We start from the raw sequence: 19784 nt of genomic DNA, 5'->3' as shown, positions 1-19784 counted from the left end.
AATGGACAACCTGACCCTGCACTATTTCGAAGCTGAAATGCGTTACCTGCGTGAGGCCGGCAAGGAGTTCGCCGAGGCGTTCCCTGATCGTGCCGCGCACCTCAATCTGGATAAGCCGGGCGCGCGCGATCCTTACGTGGAGCGGCTGTTTGAAGGGTTCGCCTTTCTAATGGGGCGCCTGCGCGAAAAGATCGACGACGACTTGCCGGAAATGACCGAGGGGCTGGTCAGTCTGTTATGGCCGCATTACTTGCGCACCATTCCGTCCCTGTCGGTAGTGGAACTGGCGCCGGACGTGGCGCAGATGGCGAGCAGCGAAACCATCGCGCGCGGCTTTGAAGTGTTGTCGCGGCCGGTCGGGCCGCAACGCACGCGCTGCCGCTATACCACGACCGAGCCCGTTGCCTTGCAGCCGATTGCGCTGGAGTCGCTGCGCCTGGGCCATGAGGCCGATGGCCGTTCGGTTCTGCGGCTGCGATTCAGCTGCGGGGCGTTGGCGGACTGGACGCAGGTCGATCTGAGCCGCTTGCCGGTGTATCTGAATGCCGACTCGCCGCTTGCCTGCGCGCTGCATCAGGCGCTGACATTGCACGCGCAAACGGTGTATGTGCGGCTAGCGGGGCAAACGGATCGCACGGCGCTGGATGTGCATTTCAAGCCCAAAGGGTTTAGCGCTTCCGACCGCCTATGGCCTAAAGGCGATGCTTCGTTCAGTGGCTACCAGCTGCTGCTTGAGTACTTCAGTTTCCGTGAAAAATTTATGTTCGTGACCCTGTGCGGTCTCGAGCAACTGACGCTCGCCGCCAGCGTGCGCGGGTTTGAATTGGATGTCGTGCTGGCTGAGCAGTGGCCGCAGCAATTCGCGCTGAATGCCGAGCACCTGCGTCTGCATTGCGTGCCGGTCATCAACCTGTTTGCCCTGGAGGCCGATCCGCTGTCGCTGGCGCCGCTGCAAAGCGACTACCTGCTGCGGCCGATGCGGCTGCAGGACGGCCATACCGAGATTTATTCGGTGGACGAGGTGAGTTCCTCCCGTGATGCAGAACACCGCGCGTACGTGCCGTTTACCAGTTTCAGGCACAAGGGCGGCATGCTGCGGGATGAAGCGCCGGAGCGCTTTTTCCACACCCGACTCAAGCGCGGCGCGAACGGGCTGCACGATACCTGGCTGATTCTGGGCGGCGAGGGGTTTGCCACTGATTGCCGGGATGAGCAGGGCAGTCTGTCGATGCGCTTGACCGGCACCAATGGGCAACTGCCGCGCAAAGCCTTGCAAAGCGCCTTGCTCGATACGGTCGTACAAACCACCCAGACGCCCATTCGCGCGCGCAATTTATGTGCGCTCACGCAGCCGTGTTATCCGCCGAACCGTGACCGCTTCCATTGGCGCGTGCTGAGCCATCTGGGCTCTAACTTTTTGTCGATGCTCGACAGCGCCGAAGTGCTGCGCGGCACGCTGGCGCTTTATGACTGGAGCCAAAGCGAACTGAACCGAAGGCGACTGGAGGCGATAGTCGAGGTGCGTCATCACCTGATCCAGCGCTTTGAACGCGGCTTTCTGCTGCGTGGCGTGGACATCGAAGTAACGCTGGATGCCCAGGGTTTTTGCGGCGACGGCGACATCCATCTGTTCGGCGAATTGCTCAGCCGTTTCTTCGCGCTGTATGCCGACGTTCATCTGTTCAACCAGCTCACGCTGATCCTTCAACCCACCGGTAAGTGCCTGCGATGGAACGAGAACCACAGTCTGCGTATTCCCGGCTGAAACGCAGCGGTTTGCTGCCGGCCCTGCAAGGTCGCGTCGCTGAAGCCAGCTTGTATCGCCTGTGCCAGATGCTGGAGCTGGCGATGCCTGGCCATCCGCCGCTGGGCAGCACAGCAAACCCGGCCGATGACGCGGTGCGTTTTCGGCCCGATCCGGGGATGGGTTTTCCGGCCGGGGAGCTCAAGGGAATCGAGTTTGACCAGCGCCGTCCGCTGGCGCCGGCAACCGTTCGTACGCGGTTGATGGGGCTATATGGCGTCGACTCGCCCATGCCGGCGGCTTATCTGGATGACATAACGCAACGACGGGAGGGGCACGAGGCCCTTGAAGGGTTTCTCGATGTGTTCAACCACCGGATTTTTACCCAGTTTTACCGAATCTGGCGCAAGTACTCCTACCCGGCGACCTTTGAGCCGGGCGGCGTCGATGCCACCTCGCAATGTTTGCTAGGCCTGGTTGGACTGGGCATTCCCGGCACCGCCGAGCGCATCGGCACGCCGGTGTCGCGCTTCCTAGCGTTGCTTGGCGTCATGAGCTTGCCGACGCGCAACGCCGAAGGCATGCAGGCGCTGGTTACCCTGCTGGCGCCCGGCACTGGCGTGGGGGTAACGCCTCATTGGCCGCGACGTGTGCCGCTGGCAGCGGCGGCGGTGCTTTGCGCTCAACAGCGGCCGAGCCTGAGCCAGAGCGTGGTGTTGGGAGGCGTGGGTACCGATGTGAACAGCGAAGTGTTGTTGACGCTGGTCACCCAAGACCTTTCCCAGACCTCTGCCTGGCTGCCGGGTGGACAGCAGCTGCGGGACTTGATGGTGCTGCTGCGCGTTTATCTGGGCTGGCGCTGCTGCGCCACGCTGCAGTTGTCGGCGCCGCTTAATTGCCTGCCTGAGCCAGTGCTGGGCAAAACACCGCTGCGCCTTGGGATGACAGCGCGGCTGGATAGCGGCGCTGATAGCGAGGCGCGGATTACCGTGAGTCTGGGCCGGTATCAAGGCCTGCACGGCAACCCCTTGAAGCGGGAGAGCACGCATGTTGCCTATCGATTTTAGCCGCGCTGTTTTACTGCTCATCAGTCTGGCGCTGGGGGGCTGCGGGCTTGTGCAAACAGTAGGCGATGGCACGACCTCGACGGCCCAAGCCGTGTTTTACAAACAGGTGAAAACCCTGCGTTTGGACTTCACTGGCCGGGCCTCGTTAAACACTGATTCCGCCGAGATGAATGCGTTGTCGGTGGCAACGCTGGTGCGCATTTATCAGTTGCGCGATAGCCGCGCGTTCGAACAGGCGAGCTACGACCAGATGGTAACCGCCGCAGCTTCGGCGTTGAGCGCGGACCTGGTGGACGAGCAGGCAGTGGTGATCAAGCCGGGAGGCGGCGCGCAACTGAGCGTACCTCTGCACAGCGAGGCGCGGTACGTCGCGGTTGTGGCGTTGTATCGGCAACCCGATCTGGAGCAGAACTCGTGGCGTTTGCTCGTGCCGCGCGATGAGCTGCATCCCGACCGCGCCCGCATCGTTGAGTTGGCGGACAACACTCTTTTTTTGGCCGAAGCGGCCCGCAACAAAAAGCAGCACGCATCGGTGGAGGACTGACGGTGGACGAACTGGGGCCTTCGTTGTACGAGCTGCTGCTGCAAAACTTTTCCGGTGAGTTGGCGCTGGACCGGGTGCGCGAGCAGGACCAAGTGATTCTTTCCGTACTCGATAACGTGCAGCGCCTGCTCAACAGCCGCGCCGGAACGCTCAGCCACCTGCCGGACTATGGCGTTCCGGATCTGGACCGGGTTCTACACGGCGTGACCGGCACGGCGCATGCCATGGTGGGGCGATTGCAGGCGATGTTGATCAAGTACGAGCCGCGCCTGGACACCGTGGTCATGCGTTTGCTGCCGGCCAGTCGCCCCGGGCATCTCGATTACGCGTTGGATGTGCGGTTGAAATCGGGCCAGCATGCCACCTTTGGTACGGCGTTGGCGCCAGAGGGGAAAGTGTTGCTGCGGCATTTGAAGCAGCACTTTGCGGCGGTGCAATGAGAGAAGTGGACGCGACGCTCTCGGACATCGCGTTGCGCTTGGGCGGCGACCCTCATGCCTGCGCCGAATTCGGCAGGCTGCGCGAGGAGCTGAACAAGCTCAACCATCCGGCGCGCCCTGATGTGAACTGGGCGGAGGTTGAGCGGTTATGCACGGCGTTGCTGCAACGCAACGGTGTCGACCTTCAGACGATGGCGTGCCTGGCGTTGGCGCGCAGTCAGCGCTTCGGTGTCGCGGGGACGCTTGAAGGTGTGGCGCTGATGGATGGCGTGGTGCGCCTGCACGATTCGCGCGCCTGGCCTCCTGGCGGTCAGGCGAAACTGGAGATTTTTACCTGGGTGTTCACTCAGTTGCAGGGGCCGCTACGCGCTGGGAATTTTCACGCCCACGACTTGCCGCTGCTGGCCGAGCTGGAAACTGCACTGGGCAATTTTCATGAGCGCCTGGACAGCCAGCTGCGGCTTCCCGTGGTGGCGCTGCACAGCCTGCGCCAATTGGTGCGTAGCGCCATACACCGTGGGCAGCGACAGATGCTCGCGGCGCCTTCGCCGCCGGTTCGTGACGGTGTGTCGCCGATGCGCTTTCAACCGGAGGCTTCGCGCCTGCCGCGGTTTTTGGCAGTGGCTGGCGCGCTCTGCATCCTCGGGTTAGGGGCGTGGGGCAGTGTCTGGGTTGGGAAGCGCAGCGGGGATGAATTGAGCAGCGTTTTTCCGTTGGCCGCAGATGCGCCGGCGGTTTCTGCTCATGTGGCGACGCTGACGATATTCGCGGCCGGCAGCGCCGAGCTCAGGCCCGACTCGACCAAAGCGCTTATTGGCGCACTGGCGCGCCTTGCGGCTCAGCCGGGCAGGCTGATCATGATCTCTGGCCACACCGACGCATCGGGCGATGCGCAGGTTAATCAGCGCCTGTCTTTGGCCCGGGCCGCTGCTGTGCGTGACTGGTTGCAGCGCATGGCGGGCATCGCTGACGAGTGCGTGGCCATTCAGGGACTCGCCGCCAGCCAGCCCGTAAACGCTGATGAAACAACGAGCGGGCGGACGGCCAATCGCCGGGTTGAAATCCGCTGGGTGTCTGGGCCTGGAACCTGCACTTCTGTTCGGCCAGACGAGGCAGCGAGCGCGTCGGGTGTTTGATGCTGGGCATCGCGCTTATCGCCAACGCGATGTTCAAGCTGGGTTAGCTGCCGCGCAGGCGGCGGCGTTTTTTATTGGCTAAGTTGGGACGCAATTTATGAAGTTTACGTTGATGACATCCGCCGCCATTTGCGGCGCTCTTTTTTGTGCGTTTAACGTATCAGCCAGCGAACACGCTGGATTCCTCAGCGCGGAAACGGCGCCCGATAGCTTGGCCGTCTTGCCCGCGCCGCCTGGGGAGAACACGGTCGCTTTCCAGGCTGACAAAGCCGCTTATGAAACGGGACGTGTATTGCGCGACGCTGCACGCGTGGAGCTCGCCAGCCGCGATGCGAGTTATGAAAATTTCGGTCCTGGATTTAGCGAGGCATTTGGCGTGGAAATCTCCCAGGCGCATACACCAAAGCTGTATGCGCTTTTGCAGGGAGTGCTGCAGGACAGTCAAGATTACGCGGTAAGAACTGCCAAAGACGGCTACCAAAGAGTTCGTCCCTTTGTGGTTTACAAAGAGCCTTCGTGTACGCCGGAGCGTGATAAAAAGATGGCGACTACCGGCTCGTATCCATCCGGGCATGCCTCGTTCGGATGGGCAATTGCCTTGGTGCTGGCCGAGATCAACCCTGCCCGTCAGGTTGCGCTGCTGCGGCGCGGGCATGAGTTTGGCGTCAGTCGGGTCGTGTGCGGCGCGCATTGGCAGAGCGACGTACAAGCCGGGCAGCTCATGGGCGCAGCCATAGTCGCGGCCTTACATGCCAACGGTGAGTTCACTCGCGCATTGAGTGCGGCAAAAAATGAATTTGCCACGCTTAAGGTGAAGTAGGGGAAGTGGGGCGTTTGGTGCCGGCAAGGAACAACCCGGCGCGCGTAGTGAACACAAAACCTCTGAGGCGAGCCCCCAGAGGTTTTGTTCAGCGGATCAGACGTTGAAGCGGAAGTGCATGACGTCACCGTCTTTAACGATGTACTCCTTGCCTTCCAGGCGCCATTTGCCTGCTTCCTTCGCGCCAGCTTCGCCCTTGAACTGGATGAAGTCGTCGTAGGCAATCACTTCGGCGCGGATGAAGCCTTTTTCGAAGTCGGTGTGGATCACACCCGCCGCTTGCGGGGCGGTGGCACCCACGCGAACGGTCCATGCGCGCACTTCTTCAACGCCGGCGGTGAAGTAGGTTTGCAGGTGCAGCATCTCATAGCCGGCACGAATCACGCGATTCAGGCCAGGCTCTTCGAGGCCGAGGGCTTCGAGGAACATGTCTTTTTCTTCGCCGTCATCAAGCTCGGCAATTTCCGCTTCGATCTTGTTGCAGACCGGTACCACGATCGCGCCTTCTTCGTTGGCGATGGCTTGCACCACGTCGAGCAAGGGGTTGTTCTCGAAGCCGTCTTCAGCCACGTTGGCGATGTACATCACAGGCTTGGTGGTGAGTAGGTGGAAGCCACGGATGATCAGCTTTTCTTCGCTGCTCATGTTCTTCATCAGGCTGCGCGCCGGCTTGCCTTCGGTGAAGTGGTTGATCAGTTGTTCCAGCAAGGCTTTCTGAGCCACGGCATCTTTGTCGCCGCCCTTGGCGTTGCGGGTGACTTTCTGCAGCTGTTTTTCGCAGCTGTCGAGGTCGGCGAAGATCAGTTCGAGGTCGATGATCTCGATGTCACGCTTGGGATCGACGCTGTTGGAAACGTGGATGACGTTGTCGTCTTCGAAGCAGCGCACCACGTGGGCAATAGCGTCGGTCTCGCGAATGTTGGCGAGGAATTTGTTGCCCAGGCCTTCACCTTTGGACGCGCCGGCTACCAGGCCTGCGATGTCGACGAATTCCATGGTGGTCGGCAGGATGCGCTTGGGATTGACGATGGCCGCCAGTGCATCAAGACGTGGGTCTGGCATGGGCACGATGCCGCTGTTCGGCTCGATGGTGCAGAACGGGAAGTTCTCCGCCGCGATACCGGATTTGGTCAGGGCGTTGAACAGGGTGGACTTGCCGACGTTGGGCAGGCCGACGATGCCGCAGTTAAATCCCATGGTGTAATCCTCGCGGAAGTGAATTCGCTAAAAAGAAGGGTCAGGCCTTCTGGCTGTGCAGGAGCTTCATCGCCCGGTTCCATTCCCCGGCGTAAACCTCTGGCATCACGCCAAGGGCAAAATCGATGCTGGCGTCCAGTTTGTCCTGCTCGGCGCGAGGCGCACGACCCAGTACAAAGCCGGATACCTTGCTGGCTTCACCGGGGTGGCCAATGCCAAGCCGCAAACGGTGAAAGGTATTTTGATTGCCGAGTTGCGCAATGATGTCGCGCAAGCCGTTGTGCCCGCCGTGTCCGCCGCCTTGTTTGAATTTGGCGACGCCGGGAGGCATGTCGAGTTCGTCGTGGGCTACCAGAATGGCGTCTACCGGAATGCGGTAGAAACCGGCCATGGCGGCAACAGCCTGGCCGCTGCGGTTCATGTAGGTAGTGGGAATTAACAGACGAATATCGTGACCTTGATGGCTGAAACGCGCCGTCAGGCCGAAAAATTTGCGCTCTGCTACCAGATTGACCCGTTGGGCCGCAGCGAGACGCTCAACAAAAAGGGCCCCTGCGTTATGCCGGGTCTGTTCGTATTCAGCGCCTGGATTACCCAGGCCGACGATCAGTTGTACGGCAGTCACGACAGGAGCCCTTCCTTAGACGAGGCGAGAATTACTCGGCTGCGCCTTCTGCTTCATCTTCTTTCGGTACGCGCGACGCGTGGATGTTGGCAACTGGCAAGTCTTTGCCGTGTGCCAGAGCAACCAGTTCAACGCCAGCTGGCAGAGTCAGGTCCGACAGGTGAACGATCTGACCGATTTCGACTTTAGCCATGTCGACGTTGATGAATTCCGGCAGGTCTTTAGCCTCGCAGGACACTTCAACTTCAGCAGCGGTGTGGGAAACTTCGCCACCTTGCTGCTTCACGCCAACTGCAGTTTCCTGGTTGATGAAGTGCAATGGAACGAGGACGGTCAGTTTTTGGCCAGCAACAACGCGGACGAAGTCAGCGTGCATCACGTGACCTTTGGCCGGGTGACGTTGCAGAGCTTTGATCACTACAGTTTCAGCAGCGCCGCCAACGGTCAGGGTGATGACGTGGCTGTAGGCAGCTTCGTTTTCCAGCAGCTTGGCGACTTCTTTAGCCAGCAAGGTGATGGAAACAGGGGCTTTGTCGCCACCGTAAACTACGGCAGGAACTTGGGCGGCGAGACGACGCAGGCGGCGGCTCGCACCTTTCCCCAGGTCGGAACGCACTTCAGCATTCAGGGCAAAATCAGTCATGGTGAATCTCCAAAATAAACATCCCCGCCTACATTGCTTGCGACCGGCAATAGAGGGCGGTGAGGCAAAAAGCCCCGCACGAGGCGGGGCACTTTCGTTCTGCGTCATGTGGCCAGGGGTTTAGCCCTTAGCGGAACATCGCGCTGATCGATTCTTCATTGCTGATGCGGCGTACCGCCTCAGCCACTACCGGCGCGATATCCAATTGACGGATACGTTTGCAGGCTTGAGCAGCTGCCGACAACGGGATGGTGTTGGTCACCACCAGTTCGTCGAGCATGGAATTTTCGATGTTCTCGATGGCTCGACCGGAGAGAACAGCGTGCGTTGCATAGGCAAATACCTTGGCAGCACCATGTTCTTTCAGAGCCTTGGCCGCGTGGCAGAGTGTGCCAGCGGTGTCGACCATGTCATCCACGAGGATGCAGGTACGGCCTTCAACATCACCAATGATGTGCATCACTTCGGAGTGGTTGGCCTTCTCACGACGTTTGTCGATGATGGCCAGATCCACGCCCAAGGATTTGGCGACAGCGCGAGCACGCACTACACCGCCAATGTCCGGAGACACGATCATCAGGTTTTCGAAACGTTGGTCTTCGATGTCGTCCACCAGTACTGGCGAACCGTAGATGTTATCTACCGGAATATCGAAGAAGCCCTGAATCTGGTCGGCGTGCAAATCAACAGTCAGAACGCGGTCGATACCGACGACGGTCAGCATGTCAGCCACCACTTTGGCGCTGATTGCCACGCGAGCAGAACGCGGACGGCGATCCTGGCGGGCGTAACCGAAGTAGGGGATCACGGCTGTGATTCGAGTAGCCGAGGAGCGGCGGAAGGCGTCGGCCATTACCACCAGTTCCATCAGGTTATCGTTGGTTGGCGCGCATGTCGGCTGGATCAGGAAGACGTCTTTACCGCGAACGTTTTCGTTGATTTCAATGCTGATTTCGCCATCGGAAAATTTTCCAACGGAGGCATCGCCGAGTGGGATATGCAGCTGACGTACGATACGTCGCGCCAGATCGGGGTTAGCATTCCCCGTAAAGACCATCATCTTGGACACGCGCAGTACCTGCCGGCTGAGGGTATACCTGGATGAGTATAGAAAATGGCAGGGGCGGCTGGATTCGAACCAACGCATGGCAGGATCAAAACCTGCTGCCTTACCGCTTGGCGACGCCCCTGTAGTGTGCAACTGGATGCTTAGCATCCGCTTCTCAGGACAGTGCTTGTAACCGCTGGTGCAACATCGAAACGTTACAACCTTTAGCAACAAACCCTGGCAGGGAGGCTGGAAGTTGGGCCGCGACTTTATCAGCTTCGGCTTTGTTAGGGAAGCTCCCAAAAACACAACAACCAGTGCCGGTTAATCTAACTGAAACAAATTTGTTTAGCAAGATCAAAGCGTTACAAACATCTGGGTAACGCCTCTCGACCACCGACTGACAGTCATTACGACCGCCCCGCTCGAGAACGGCCGACAATGTAATCGCCGGAGTATCGCGTGTCAACTCCGGGTCTGAGAAAATTTCTGCTGTGCTGACAGATACTTGCGGTATCGCCACCAGAAACCACGGTTCGTCCAATTCCACTGGGGTCAGCACCTCGCCAACGCCTTCTGCAAATGCCGCATGACCCTTCACAAATACGGGCACATCGGCGCCCAGATTCACGCCCAATTCGGCGAGTTGGTCGAGGCTCCAGCCGAGCTGCCACATATGATTGAGGCCCAGCAATGTGGTGGCGGCATCGGAACTGCCGCCGCCAATGCCGCCGCCCATGGGCAGACGTTTTTCCAGCCAGATATCGGCACCCAGCGAGCACACGCTTTTGCTTTGCAATTGGCGTGCGGCTTTGACGATCAGGTTGCTGTCGTGGGGGACGCCTTCGATGTCGGTGTGCAGGCGAATCTCGCCGTCTTCGCGCAGCGCGAAGGTCAGCTCATCGCTGTAGTCGAGAAACTGAAACAGGGTTTGCAACTGGTGGTAGCCGTCGGCGCGGCGGCCGAGGATGTGCAGCATAAGGTTGAGTTTTGCCGGGGCCGGCAAGGTCAAACGAGCAGCCGGCATCACTGGCCCAACTGGCGCGGCTGCCAGTCCTTGATCACCAAGGTGACGTCGAGGTCGCGACCGTGCAGCTTCATGCGCTCGGGCAGCCAATAACCGTTTTGCTCGGCATAACTGAGGTACTCAACCTGCCAACCATCCTGACTCAGACGTTGCAAGTGGCTCTCGCTGTCGAGCGTGAGACTGCTTTTGCTGTCTGGCGCGGGAAGGCCGCGCACCCACCAGGTCAGGTGCGAAATCGGCAGCTTCCAACCCAGCTGCTCTTCCAGCAGCGCCTCGGGCGTTTCTGCTTGGTAGCGTCCTTGATTGGCTACCTCCAGCGTGACGTCGCCGGCGTGGCCTGTCAGTCGTGCAGCGCCGCGACCCAGTGGGCCGGAGAGGCGAATGTCGAAATAATCTTGGCGCTGCAGCCAGAACAGCGTGCCGCTACCTGAATCTTTTGGCGCGCGTATGCCGACCTTGCCGCTTATCTGCCAGCCGTTTAGGGCAACCGTGCGCGTTTTATGCGCTTGCCATTTGGCCGGGTCGCCCTGGCCGTCCAGCGATTCATGGGAGGTGAGGCCGGCGCAGCCGCTGAGTGCAGCAAGCAGGCCGATAACTATGAGGTGGCGCAAACGCATTTAAAGCTTCTCGGAACCGGTCAGGCGCAACAGGGTTTCGCGCAGGATGGAGTTGTCAGGCTGTTCTTTTTGAGCCGCTGCCCACACTTTTTTGGCTTCGGATTGCTTGCCGTTGGCCCACAGCACTTCGCCCAAATGTGCCGCCACTTCGGCGTCGGGGAAACGCTCCAACGCCTGACGTAGCAAGCGCTCGGCTTCGTCTAGATTGCCGGTGCGGTAGTTGGCCCAACCCAGGCTGTCGAGAATTGCCGGGTCGTCGGGGCTCAGTTTGTGAGCTTTTTGAATCAGGTCACGACCTTCGGCATAGCGGGTGGTGCGGTCGACCAATGTGTAGCCCAGCGCGTTGAGCGCCATGGAGTTGTCCGGCTCGCGGCTGAGGATGGTGCGAAGGTCCGCTTCGAGCTGCTTCAGGTCGTTGCGCTTTTCGGCCAGCATCGAGCGGGTGTAGAGCAGGTTCAGATCATCCGGGTACTGCTTCAGCGCGCGCTGAATCACCGCCCAGGCTTCGTCGTAATGCTGACGGCTGGACTGCGCTTCGGCTTCGATCAGGTACAGCTGAATGGCATAGTCCGGCTGGGCTTCGCGGGCCTCGGCGAGCACTTTCGAGGCCTCGCTGCTGCGGCCGGTGTCGAACAGAATGTTGGCCTGGCGCAGCTGCGCCGGCAGGTAGTCATTACCCGGGCCGACCTGGCTGAACGCCTGCACCGCATTGTTCGGGTCTTTCAGTTCTTCGTAGGCGCGGCCGAGGTTGAAGTGAGCGGCATCAACGTGGCTCTCGCGTTCAACCAAGTCCTGCAGATAACCGATCGCTTCCTGCCAAGCCCCGGCTTCCAGGCACACCAACGCCAGCGAGAAACGCAGGTCATCGTCATCGGGAAACTGTTGAACCAGGGACGCGAACTCGACCTTGGCGTCATCGAGGCGGTTTTGTTCGACCAGAAGGCGCGCATAAGCCAAGCGCAGGCGCTTGTCGTCCGGGTGCTGCTTGATGCCTTTTTCCAACAGCGGAATGGCTTCGTCGCTGCGCTTCATGCTTTGCAGCAGGCGAGCGCGGAGCAGCAGCGGGGCGACGTCATGGGTCGCGGCCTTCTGATCTTCCAGCAATTGCAGGGCGGTGTCGGGGTGTCCGTCTTGCTGCAGTAACAGCGCTTTGCCGAACAGCAGCTGACCGTTGTCCGGGTATTTCACCAGCAAACGGTCGAAGCTTTGTTGTAAGCCGGCGCGGGTGTCGGGATCGGTTTCGGCAGCGGAGAGGGCAAGGAAATCGAAGTGCGTGTCGCCTTGGCCTTGCAGCACTTTTTCCATGTACACCATGGATTCGTCGTAGCGGCCGGCGCGGGCCAACTGAATGGCGGCGGCACGTTGCGCTTCAAGGTTCTCTGGCGCGTTCTTGGCCCAGATCAGCGACATTTCCAGCGCGGGTTCGTCGGCGCCCAGGTACTCAGCGATGCGAAACCCACGCTCGGCGACTGCGGCGTCTTGGGTTTCGTTGGCCTGCTGAATGTAATTTTCCAGGGCAATGTCGAAGCGGTTACGTTGCCCGGCAAGCTCGGCGGTGAGCAAGGAAAGCAGCGTTTCTTCGCTAAACGAACCGTACACCTGAGGCTTGGCAACGGCGACCGGCGCGGTGTCTTCCACCGGCGGTACGCCATCCTGCTTGGATGGGCTCAGGCTGGCGCAGCCCCCGAGAAACAAGACGGCGGCGAACAATGGCAACGATTTATTCATATATAGGAAAGGGCGACTTACCTGCGGTGCGGGCATCATGACACAAGCCGTGGGGCAAAACCCATGGGGCAAGCGCCTATCTATGGTTGGCTGTGCGAGACAGGCTACCGGCTATTAGGACAATAGTGAGCGGTGGTTGTTCTCACTCTAGTGAAGTAGGACAATTGGCGGCTTCCCGTTTCTGTCAGCGACCCTGCATGACCTTTCTTGCCCTCGGTATCAACCACAAGACCGCCTCGGTGGACGTCCGCGAACGTGTGGCGTTCACCCCGGAGCAGTTGGTTGAGGCATTGCAGCAATTGTGTGCACGCACCGCGAGCCGCGAGGCGGCCATTCTGTCGACCTGCAACCGCAGCGAGTTGTACATCGAGCAAGACAGCCTGACCGCCGATAGCGTGCTGGCCTGGCTGGCCGAGTATCACAACCTGAGCCTCGACGAACTGCGCGCCTGCGCCTATGTGCACCAGGATGACTCTGCCGTGCGGCACATGATGCGCGTGGCCTCGGGCCTTGATTCCATGGTGCTCGGCGAGCCACAGATCCTCGGTCAGATGAAATCCGCCTACGCCGTTGCCCGTGAAGCCGGCACGGTCGGCCCGCTGCTTGGACGCCTGTTCCAAGCCACGTTCAGCACCGCCAAACAAGTGCGCACCGACACGGCCATTGGCGAGAACCCGGTGTCCGTGGCCTTTGCTGCCGTCAGCCTGGCCAAGCAAATTTTCAGCAACCTCAATAACAGTCAGGCCCTGCTGATTGGTGCCGGCGAAACCATCACCCTGGTGGCCCGGCATTTATATGAGCAGGGCGTGAAACGCATTGTGGTGGCCAACCGCACCCTTGAACGCGCCAGCCAGTTGGCCGAGCAGTTCGGCGCCCACGCGGTGTTGCTGTCGGAGATTCCTCAAGAGCTGATCAGCAGCGATATCGTCATCAGCTCCACCGCCAGCCAGCTGCCGATTCTCGGCAAAGGTGCGGTGGAAAGTGCGCTGAAGCAGCGCAAGCACAAACCGATCTTTATGGTTGATATCGCCGTACCGCGCGACATCGAACCCGAAGTCGGCGAGCTGGACGATGTGTACCTGTACACCGTCGACGATCTCCACGATGTGATCGCCGAAAACCTTAAAAGCCGCCAAGGCGCCGCTCAGGCCGCCGAAGAATTGGTTGCCGTGGGTACGAGCGACTTCATGTCGCGCCTGCGTGAGTTGGCCGCGGTCGATGTGCTCAAGGCGTACCGCCAGCAAGCCGAACGGCTGCGCGATGACGAGCTGGCCAAGGCGCAGCGTCTGCTCGCCAATGGCACCTCGGCCGAAGAAGCGCTGGCTCAACTGGCCCGTGGCCTGACCAATAAATTGCTGCACGCCCCGAGCGTGCAATTGAAAAAACTCTCGGCTGACGGGCGCATCGATGCGTTGACCGTGGCCCAGGAACTCTTTGCGCTCGACGAGAGCACCACGGATAAAACCTCGCAATGAAAGCGTCACTGCTGAATAAACTGGACATGATCCACGACCGCTACGAGGAACTGACGGCGCTGCTGGGCGACGCCGAGGTGATCAGCGATCAGAGCAAGTTCCGCGCGTATTCCAAGGAGTACGCCGAGGTCGAGCCGGTGGTGCAGCTGTTGCAGGAATTCCGCAAAGTCACTGCCGACATGCAGGGCGCCCAGGCGCTGCTCAAAGACAGCGACCCGGACATGCGCGAAATGGCCGAGCAAGAAGTAGCCGACAGCAAAGAGTTGCTGGCCGATCTGGAAGCCCGCCTGCAACGCATGCTCTTGCCCAAAGACCCTAACGACGGCCGCAACGTATTTCTCGAAGTGCGCGCTGGCACTGGCGGCGACGAGGCTGCGATTTTTTCTGGCGATCTGTTTCGCATGTACTCGCGCTACGCCGAAAAGCGTGGCTGGCGCGTGGAAATCCTGTCGGAAAACGTCGGTGAGCACGGCGGCTATAAAGAAGTCATCGCCCGTGTGGAAGGCGACAACGTGTACGCCAAACTCAAGTTTGAGTCCGGCGCGCATCGCGTGCAGCGGGTGCCGGAAACCGAGTCGCAGGGGCGCATTCATACATCGGCCTGCACCGTCGCGGTATTGCCGGAGCCCGATGAGCAGCAAGCCATCGAAATCAACCCGGCGGACCTGCGCGTCGACACCTACCGCTCCTCAGGCGCGGGCGGTCAGCACGTAAACAAAACCGACTCGGCGATCCGCATTACCCACCTTCCATCCGGCATCGTTGTCGAGTGCCAGGAAGAGCGCTCGCAGCACAAGAACCGCGCCAAGGCCATGGCCTGGTTGTCGGCCAAGCTCAATGATCAACAGGAAGCCGCGGCGCATAAGGAAATCTCGGACACGCGCCGCTTGCTCGTTGGCTCGGGGGATCGCTCCGAGCGCATCCGCACGTACAACTTTCCCCAGGGCCGCGTCACAGATCACCGTATCAACCTCACGCTCTATAACCTGGACGACGTGCTGGCCGGTGGCGTTGACGCCGTTATCGAACCGCTGCTCAGCGAATACCAGGCCGACCAACTGGCCGCGCTGGGAGACTGACCGTTGAGTGGCCAAGGCGGCGCCTCAAGCATTCAGCACCTGCTGGCCAGCGTGACGTTGCCGGGCTCAGACACCGCGCAATTGGACGTCGAGCTTTTGCTTGCCGCAGCACTGGGCAAGCCGCGCAGCTATCTGCGCACGTGGCCAGAGCGCGAACTCGATGCTGAACAGTTGCAACGCTTTCGCGCCGCCATTGCCCGCCGCCAACGAGGCGAACCCGTCGCCTACATTCTCGGCCAGCAAGGCTTCTGGAGCCTGGACCTGGAAGTGGCGCCGCACACCCTGATTCCTCGCCCCGACACCGAACTACTGGTCGAAACCGCGCTTGAGCTGTTGCCGCATCACCCCATTGCTGCGCTCGATCTAGGCACCGGCACGGGCGCCATCGCATTGGCTCTGGCCAGCGAACGCCCGGGCTGGACGGTAATCGGCGTGGATCGCGTGCCCGAGGCAGTGGCACTGGCTGAGCGCAATCGGCTGCGCCTCAAGCTGAGTAACGCGAGCTTTCGCCCCAGCCATTGGTTCGGCGCCGTCGCTGCTCAGCGCTTCGCCCTGATCGTCAGCAACCCTCCTTATATACGCGCCGATGACCACCACCTGGGGGAGGGCGATGTGCGCTTCGAACCCGCCAGTGCACTGGTGTCGGGCCAGGATGGGCTGGACGATATTCGCTTAATCATTCAGCACGCCCCCGCGCATTTGGTTGCCGGCGGCTGGCTGTTGTTGGAACACGGTTTTGACCAGGCTGCCGCCGTCCGTGAGCTGCTGGCAGCACAAGGCTTTAATGCCATTGAAAGCCGTCGCGACTTGGGCGGCCATGAACGAATCAGCCTGGGGCGTTACGACAATGCATGACTCGCTTACGGATGACGAACTGCTGCGCTACAGCCGGCAGATTCTGCTCAGCCAAATCGACATCGACGGCCAGCTACGGCTGAAAAACAGCCGCGCGCTGATCGTAGGGCTAGGTGGCCTCGGTTCGCCGGTGGCGCTTTACCTGGCGGCAGCGGGCATCGGGGAGCTGCATTTGGCAGACTTCGATACCGTCGACGTCACCAACCTGCAACGCCAGATTGCCCACGACACCGCCAGCGTCGGTCAGAGCAAGGTCGATTCGATGCAGACCCGATTGCGGGCGATCAATCCGCAGGTAAGCCTGCACGCACACCGCCGAGCGCTGGATGCCGACAGCATGAGCGCGGCCGTTGCAGCGGTGGATCTGGTGCTGGACTGCTCCGACAATTTCGGCACGCGCGAAGCAGTGAACGCCGCGTGCGTGGCGGCGGGTAAGCCGTTGGTCAGCGGCGCGGCGATTCGTCTGGAGGGCCAGTTGTCGGTGTTCGATCCGCGTCAGACCAGCAGTCCTTGCTACCACTGCCTGTACGGGCATGGCAGCGAGGCGGAGCTGACTTGCAGTGAAGCCGGCGTCGTCGGCCCGCTCGTTGGTCTGGTGGGCTCGCTGCAAGCGCTCGAAGCCCTGAAGCTACTCGCCGGCTTTGGTGAGCCGCTGGTGGGTCGACTGTTGCTAATCGACGCGCTGGGCTCGCGCTTTCGCGAGTTGCGAGTTAAACGCGACCCCGCCTGCGCGGTGTGCGGGTCTCGCCCATGAGCAAGTCGGCACCGGTCGGCGTGTTCGATTCGGGCGTTGGCGGGCTCTCCGTGCTGGGCGAGATCCAGCGCCTGTTGCCCAACGAAACCTTGCTGTATGTCGCTGACAGCGGCCACGTTCCCTACGGCGAGAAAACGCCTGAGTTCATCCGTCAGCGCAGCGCCGTCATCACCGACTTTTTAATGGAGCAGGGCGCCAAGGCGCTCGTCGTGGCGTGCAATACCGCCACGGCTGCAGGCATAAACGAGCTGCGCGAGCAATATCCGCAGTTGCCCATCATCGGCATGGAGCCCGCAGTGAAGCCGGCTGCGGCGGCAACACGAAGCGGCGTAGTCGGGGTGCTGGCCACCACCGGCACCTTGCAGAGCGCCAAGTTCGCCGCCTTGCTCGACCGTTTCGCCAGCGACGTACGGGTTATCACGCGGCCCTGCCCTGGGTTAGTTGAATTGATTGAAGCGGGCGAACTGCACAGCGAAGTCACTCGTGAGCTGCTGCGCAGTTACGTCGAGCCGCTGCTGGCGCAAGGGTGTGACACGTTGATTCTGGGTTGTACCCATTACCCGTTTATCAAACCCTTGTTGCTGGAATTGGTGCCGCCCTCGGTGACCCTCATCGACACCGGCATGGCGGTTGCTCGGCAGCTAAAACGGCTGCTCAGTGAACAGAATTTGCTCGCCGATCAGCCCGGTTCCGCCACCCGTTTATGGTCGAGTGGAAATTTATCGAACCTAATTCAGGTACTGCCGCTCCTAGTTGGCAGAGAGGCCAGCGTTGCGCCGCTAGGGCGGTAGAGTCACCGGCACTTGGAACCGTTTCCCACGAACATGGGTGAGTTTTCAATGCCGTTTAATGCGGGTTGAGTCTTTCGTTTATAGCCAAAATTTCTATAATTCAGCCGTTACGCAGATATCTGTGATCAACCTGATACAAAGGACGTTGCGATGAAGTTGATTTCCTTGGTTGCGTCTGCAGCCCTTTCCCTTGGTTTGTCCCTCTCCGCGCATGCCGCCGATGTCACCGTGGCAATTGGTCAAACAGGTGATTCGACGATGGTTTACCGCTTGGGTACTCAGTTCGATTTCGGCACCAGTTGGTGGCAGAGCGACGTCGGTCGTCTGACCGGTTACTGGGATGCGGGTTACACGTACTGGGATGGTGATAAAACCTCCAGCAACCACAGCGTGTCATTCGCTCCGGTGTTCGTTTACGAATTTGCCGGAGAAAATGTTCGCCCTTACGTTGAAGCCGGTATTGGCGTGGCCCTGTTCGCCAACACCGAACTGGAAACCAACGATCTGGGTTCCTCCTTCCAATTCGAAGACCGCCTGGGCCTGGGCCTGCGCTTCGCCGGTCAGGAAGTGGGCCTGCGCGCCATTCACTACTCCAACGCCGGCATCAGCCAGCCGAACGATGGTGTAGAGGCGTACACCGTGCACTACCGCGTCGCCTTCTAAGGCCACGTTGCAGAAACGAAAAAGCCCGGCTCTTGGCCGGGCTTTTTCGTTTCTGCGATGTCGTGTTGAGGTGCGCTTACTTGCCGTAAACCGGCAGTTTGGCGCAAATGGCTTTGACCTTCTCACGCACGGCGTCGATCACCGCTTCGTTGTTCAGGTCCGCCAGGATGTCGCAGATCCAGCCGGCCAGCTCGCGGCATTCTGCTTCCTTGAAGCCACGGGTGGTGACGGCCGGGGTCCCGAAGCGCAGACCGGAGGTCACGAACGGCGAGCGTGGATCGTTAGGCACCGAGTTCTTGTTCACGGTGATAAAGGCTTTGCCCAGAGCGGCATCGGCGTCTTTACCGGAAATGTCCTGCTTGATCAGCGATAGCAAGAACAGGTGGTTTTCAGTGCCGCCAGACACCACGTCAAAACCGCGCTCGATGAATACGCCGGCCATGGCCTTGGCGTTTTTCACCACTTGCTGCTGGTAGGTTTTGAATTCCGGTTGCAGCGCTTCTTTGAAGCAGATCGCTTTGGCGGCGATCACGTGCTCCAGCGGGCCGCCTTGGCCGCCCGGGAATACGGCGGAGTTCAGCTTCTTCTCGATTTCGGCGTTGGCCTTGGCCAGGATCAAGCCGCCACGTGGGCCGCGCAGGGTTTTGTGCGTCGTGGTGGTGACCACGTCAGCGAACGGCACCGGGTTGGGGTAAACGCCAGCGGCAACCAGGCCGGCGACGTGGGCCATGTCCACGAACAGGTACGCGCCAACTTTGTCTGCGATGGCGCGGAAGCGAGCGAAGTCGAGAATTTGCGAGTAAGCCGAGAAGCCGGCCACGATCATTTTTGGCTTGTGCTCAACGGCCAGGCGCTCGACTTCGTCGTAGTCGATCAAGCCGTTGCCGTCGATGCCGTACTGCACGGCGTTGTAGAGCTTGCCCGACGAGCTAACCGACGCACCGTGGGTCAGGTGGCCGCCGTGGGCCAGGCTCATGCCCAGAATGGTGTCGCCTGCGTTGAGCAGGGCCAGGTACACGGCGCTGTTGGCCTGCGAACCCGCGTGCGGTTGCACGTTGGCGTAGTCGGCGCCGAACAGCTCTTTGGCGCGGTCGATAGCCAGTTGCTCAACGATATCCACGTACTCGCAGCCACCGTAGTAACGCTTGCCCGGATAGCCTTCGGCGTACTTGTTGGTCAGCACCGAACCTTGCGCTTCCATCACCGCCGGGCTGGTGTAGTTCTCCGAGGCGATCAGCTCGATGTGCTCTTCCTGGCGCTGAGCTTCTTGCTCCATGGCGGCAAAAAGTTCGGCGTCGTAGGTGGCGATAGTCGTGGAACGGCTAAACATGGCGGACTCCTGTAAAGGTCATTAACGATCTTCTGGTCGTCGGCCAAGCTGCCTGACCTTAGTCCAGCAGCGGTTGTGCTGGCCCGAAGATTGGAAGCGGGCGATTCTACCGGAAACGTCGGAAACAGGCACATGACGGTCGGTCATGTGCCCGACAAGTGCCGCTCATTGTGCTTTGAAATTTCCTGGCAAGCCCGCCGC

The 19784-nt window shown here is 60.4% G+C and carries 20 protein-coding genes and 1 tRNA gene; 12 read left to right on the top strand and 9 right to left on the bottom strand.

Going from position 1 to position 19784, the window contains the following annotated elements:
• Position 1: 1 nt before the first annotated feature.
• The 6 genes from tssF to AC0IW7_RS04090 all read left to right on the top strand — a co-directional run bounded on the left by tssF (position 2) and on the right by AC0IW7_RS04090 (position 5751).
• On the top strand, positions 2 to 1765 hold the full coding sequence (tssF, locus tag AC0IW7_RS04115) for a type VI secretion system baseplate subunit TssF (protein ID WP_471815924.1): 1764 nt from the start codon (positions 2 to 4) through the stop codon (positions 1763 to 1765).
• Positions 1729 to 2811 carry a type VI secretion system baseplate subunit TssG gene (gene tssG / locus AC0IW7_RS04110; protein ID WP_471815922.1) on the top strand — a complete coding sequence of 361 codons (1083 nt, stop codon included), beginning with the start codon at positions 1729 to 1731 and terminating at the stop codon, positions 2809 to 2811. The genes tssF and tssG overlap by 37 nt, the downstream gene beginning before the upstream one ends.
• Positions 2792 to 3355: a type VI secretion system lipoprotein TssJ gene (gene tssJ / locus AC0IW7_RS04105; protein WP_471815920.1), complete on the top strand. Its 564-nt coding sequence runs from the start codon at positions 2792 to 2794 to the stop codon at positions 3353 to 3355. Before tssG ends, tssJ begins: the two co-directional genes overlap by 20 nt.
• Before the next feature lie 2 nt (positions 3356 to 3357).
• The gene (tssE, locus tag AC0IW7_RS04100) at positions 3358 to 3795 is read left to right on the top strand and encodes a type VI secretion system baseplate subunit TssE (RefSeq protein ID WP_471815918.1); all 438 of its coding nucleotides are present in this window, start codon (positions 3358 to 3360) and stop codon (positions 3793 to 3795) included.
• Positions 3792 to 4931, top strand: coding sequence for an OmpA family protein (locus AC0IW7_RS04095; RefSeq protein ID WP_471815916.1), 1140 nt, complete (start codon positions 3792 to 3794; stop codon positions 4929 to 4931). Before tssE ends, AC0IW7_RS04095 begins: the two co-directional genes overlap by 4 nt.
• Before the next feature lie 97 nt (positions 4932 to 5028).
• A complete protein-coding gene (locus AC0IW7_RS04090; RefSeq protein ID WP_471815914.1) occupies positions 5029 to 5751 on the top strand; it encodes an acid phosphatase in 723 nt (240 codons plus the stop codon).
• A 96-nt stretch (positions 5752 to 5847) separates the two neighbouring features.
• Here the strand turns inward: AC0IW7_RS04090 and ychF are convergent, their stop codons facing one another.
• From ychF to AC0IW7_RS04050, 8 genes are all read right to left on the bottom strand, one after another.
• Positions 5848 to 6948 (bottom strand): redox-regulated ATPase YchF, encoded by a 1101-nt coding sequence (gene ychF / locus AC0IW7_RS04085; protein WP_463541111.1) that lies wholly within the window; start codon positions 6946 to 6948, stop codon positions 5848 to 5850.
• Positions 6949 to 6988: 40 nt separating this feature from the next.
• Positions 6989 to 7573 carry an aminoacyl-tRNA hydrolase gene (gene pth, locus AC0IW7_RS04080; RefSeq protein WP_471815912.1) on the bottom strand — a complete coding sequence of 195 codons (585 nt, stop codon included), beginning with the start codon at positions 7571 to 7573 and terminating at the stop codon, positions 6989 to 6991.
• A 31-nt stretch (positions 7574 to 7604) separates the two neighbouring features.
• Positions 7605 to 8216, bottom strand: a complete 612-nt coding sequence (locus tag AC0IW7_RS04075) for a 50S ribosomal protein L25/general stress protein Ctc (RefSeq protein ID WP_471815910.1) — start codon at positions 8214 to 8216, stop codon at positions 7605 to 7607.
• Positions 8217 to 8343: 127 nt separating this feature from the next.
• Positions 8344 to 9285: a ribose-phosphate pyrophosphokinase gene (locus AC0IW7_RS04070; protein ID WP_108098481.1), complete on the bottom strand. Its 942-nt coding sequence runs from the start codon at positions 9283 to 9285 to the stop codon at positions 8344 to 8346.
• Between the two features lie 46 nt (positions 9286 to 9331).
• Positions 9332 to 9406: transfer RNA gene (locus AC0IW7_RS04065), tRNA-Gln, on the bottom strand.
• A 33-nt stretch (positions 9407 to 9439) separates the two neighbouring features.
• A complete protein-coding gene (gene ispE / locus AC0IW7_RS04060; protein WP_471815909.1) occupies positions 9440 to 10291 on the bottom strand; it encodes a 4-(cytidine 5'-diphospho)-2-C-methyl-D-erythritol kinase in 852 nt (283 codons plus the stop codon).
• Positions 10291 to 10908, bottom strand: coding sequence for a lipoprotein insertase outer membrane protein LolB (lolB, locus tag AC0IW7_RS04055; protein WP_471815907.1), 618 nt, complete (start codon positions 10906 to 10908; stop codon positions 10291 to 10293). The genes ispE and lolB overlap by 1 nt, the downstream gene beginning before the upstream one ends.
• Positions 10909 to 12636: a tetratricopeptide repeat protein gene (locus AC0IW7_RS04050; protein WP_471815905.1), complete on the bottom strand. Its 1728-nt coding sequence runs from the start codon at positions 12634 to 12636 to the stop codon at positions 10909 to 10911.
• A gap of 197 nt (positions 12637 to 12833) precedes the next feature.
• Here AC0IW7_RS04050 and hemA point away from each other — a divergent pair, with 197 nt between their 5' ends.
• The 6 genes from hemA to AC0IW7_RS04020 all read left to right on the top strand — a co-directional run bounded on the left by hemA (position 12834) and on the right by AC0IW7_RS04020 (position 18253).
• The gene (hemA, locus tag AC0IW7_RS04045; RefSeq protein ID WP_122492976.1) at positions 12834 to 14111 is read left to right on the top strand and encodes a glutamyl-tRNA reductase; all 1278 of its coding nucleotides are present in this window, start codon (positions 12834 to 12836) and stop codon (positions 14109 to 14111) included.
• A complete protein-coding gene (gene prfA / locus AC0IW7_RS04040; RefSeq protein ID WP_471815903.1) occupies positions 14108 to 15190 on the top strand; it encodes a peptide chain release factor 1 in 1083 nt (360 codons plus the stop codon). The genes hemA and prfA overlap by 4 nt, the downstream gene beginning before the upstream one ends.
• Positions 15191 to 15193: 3 nt before the next feature.
• Positions 15194 to 16045, top strand: coding sequence for a peptide chain release factor N(5)-glutamine methyltransferase (gene prmC / locus AC0IW7_RS04035; RefSeq protein ID WP_471815901.1), 852 nt, complete (start codon positions 15194 to 15196; stop codon positions 16043 to 16045).
• Entirely contained in the window at positions 16038 to 16799 is a 762-nt protein-coding gene (locus tag AC0IW7_RS04030) for a molybdopterin-synthase adenylyltransferase MoeB (RefSeq protein ID WP_471815899.1), read from the top strand. The genes prmC and AC0IW7_RS04030 overlap by 8 nt, the downstream gene beginning before the upstream one ends.
• Positions 16796 to 17590 (top strand): glutamate racemase, encoded by a 795-nt coding sequence (gene murI / locus AC0IW7_RS04025; protein ID WP_471815897.1) that lies wholly within the window; start codon positions 16796 to 16798, stop codon positions 17588 to 17590. The genes AC0IW7_RS04030 and murI overlap by 4 nt, the downstream gene beginning before the upstream one ends.
• Before the next feature lie 150 nt (positions 17591 to 17740).
• Positions 17741 to 18253: an acyloxyacyl hydrolase gene (locus AC0IW7_RS04020; protein WP_122492971.1), complete on the top strand. Its 513-nt coding sequence runs from the start codon at positions 17741 to 17743 to the stop codon at positions 18251 to 18253.
• A 76-nt stretch (positions 18254 to 18329) separates the two neighbouring features.
• On the opposite strand, the gene glyA is transcribed toward AC0IW7_RS04020, so the two are convergent.
• Positions 18330 to 19583: a serine hydroxymethyltransferase gene (gene glyA, locus AC0IW7_RS04015; RefSeq protein ID WP_463541120.1), complete on the bottom strand. Its 1254-nt coding sequence runs from the start codon at positions 19581 to 19583 to the stop codon at positions 18330 to 18332.
• Positions 19584 to 19784 lie beyond the last annotated feature (201 nt).

This window comes from Pseudomonas sp. AC229, from assembly GCF_979254655.1.
This window is presented reverse-complemented; position numbering and strand designations above follow the sequence as displayed.

Excerpts from the sequence above, each read along its gene's own strand:
- tssJ (WP_471815920.1), top strand. The coding sequence starts at position 2,792 with ATGTTGCCTATCGATTTTAGCCGCGCTGTTTTACTGCTCATCAGTCTG.
- ispE (WP_471815909.1), bottom strand. The coding sequence starts at position 10,291 with ATGCCGGCTGCTCGTTTGACCTTGCCGGCCCCGGCAAAACTCAACCTT.
- lolB (WP_471815907.1), bottom strand. The coding sequence starts at position 10,908 with ATGCGTTTGCGCCACCTCATAGTTATCGGCCTGCTTGCTGCACTCAGC.
- tssG (WP_471815922.1), top strand. The coding sequence starts at position 1,729 with ATGGAACGAGAACCACAGTCTGCGTATTCCCGGCTGAAACGCAGCGGT.
- prfA (WP_471815903.1), top strand. The coding sequence starts at position 14,108 with ATGAAAGCGTCACTGCTGAATAAACTGGACATGATCCACGACCGCTAC.
- hemA (WP_122492976.1), top strand. The coding sequence starts at position 12,834 with ATGACCTTTCTTGCCCTCGGTATCAACCACAAGACCGCCTCGGTGGAC.
- ychF (WP_463541111.1), bottom strand. The coding sequence starts at position 6,948 with ATGGGATTTAACTGCGGCATCGTCGGCCTGCCCAACGTCGGCAAGTCC.
- AC0IW7_RS04050 (WP_471815905.1), bottom strand. The coding sequence starts at position 12,636 with ATGAATAAATCGTTGCCATTGTTCGCCGCCGTCTTGTTTCTCGGGGGC.
- murI (WP_471815897.1), top strand. The coding sequence starts at position 16,796 with ATGAGCAAGTCGGCACCGGTCGGCGTGTTCGATTCGGGCGTTGGCGGG.
- AC0IW7_RS04075 (WP_471815910.1), bottom strand. The coding sequence starts at position 8,216 with ATGACTGATTTTGCCCTGAATGCTGAAGTGCGTTCCGACCTGGGGAAA.
- glyA (WP_463541120.1), bottom strand. The coding sequence starts at position 19,583 with ATGTTTAGCCGTTCCACGACTATCGCCACCTACGACGCCGAACTTTTT.
- AC0IW7_RS04095 (WP_471815916.1), top strand. The coding sequence starts at position 3,792 with ATGAGAGAAGTGGACGCGACGCTCTCGGACATCGCGTTGCGCTTGGGC.
- tssF (WP_471815924.1), top strand. The coding sequence starts at position 2 with ATGGACAACCTGACCCTGCACTATTTCGAAGCTGAAATGCGTTACCTG.
- AC0IW7_RS04020 (WP_122492971.1), top strand. The coding sequence starts at position 17,741 with ATGAAGTTGATTTCCTTGGTTGCGTCTGCAGCCCTTTCCCTTGGTTTG.
- AC0IW7_RS04030 (WP_471815899.1), top strand. The coding sequence starts at position 16,038 with ATGCATGACTCGCTTACGGATGACGAACTGCTGCGCTACAGCCGGCAG.
- AC0IW7_RS04090 (WP_471815914.1), top strand. The coding sequence starts at position 5,029 with ATGAAGTTTACGTTGATGACATCCGCCGCCATTTGCGGCGCTCTTTTT.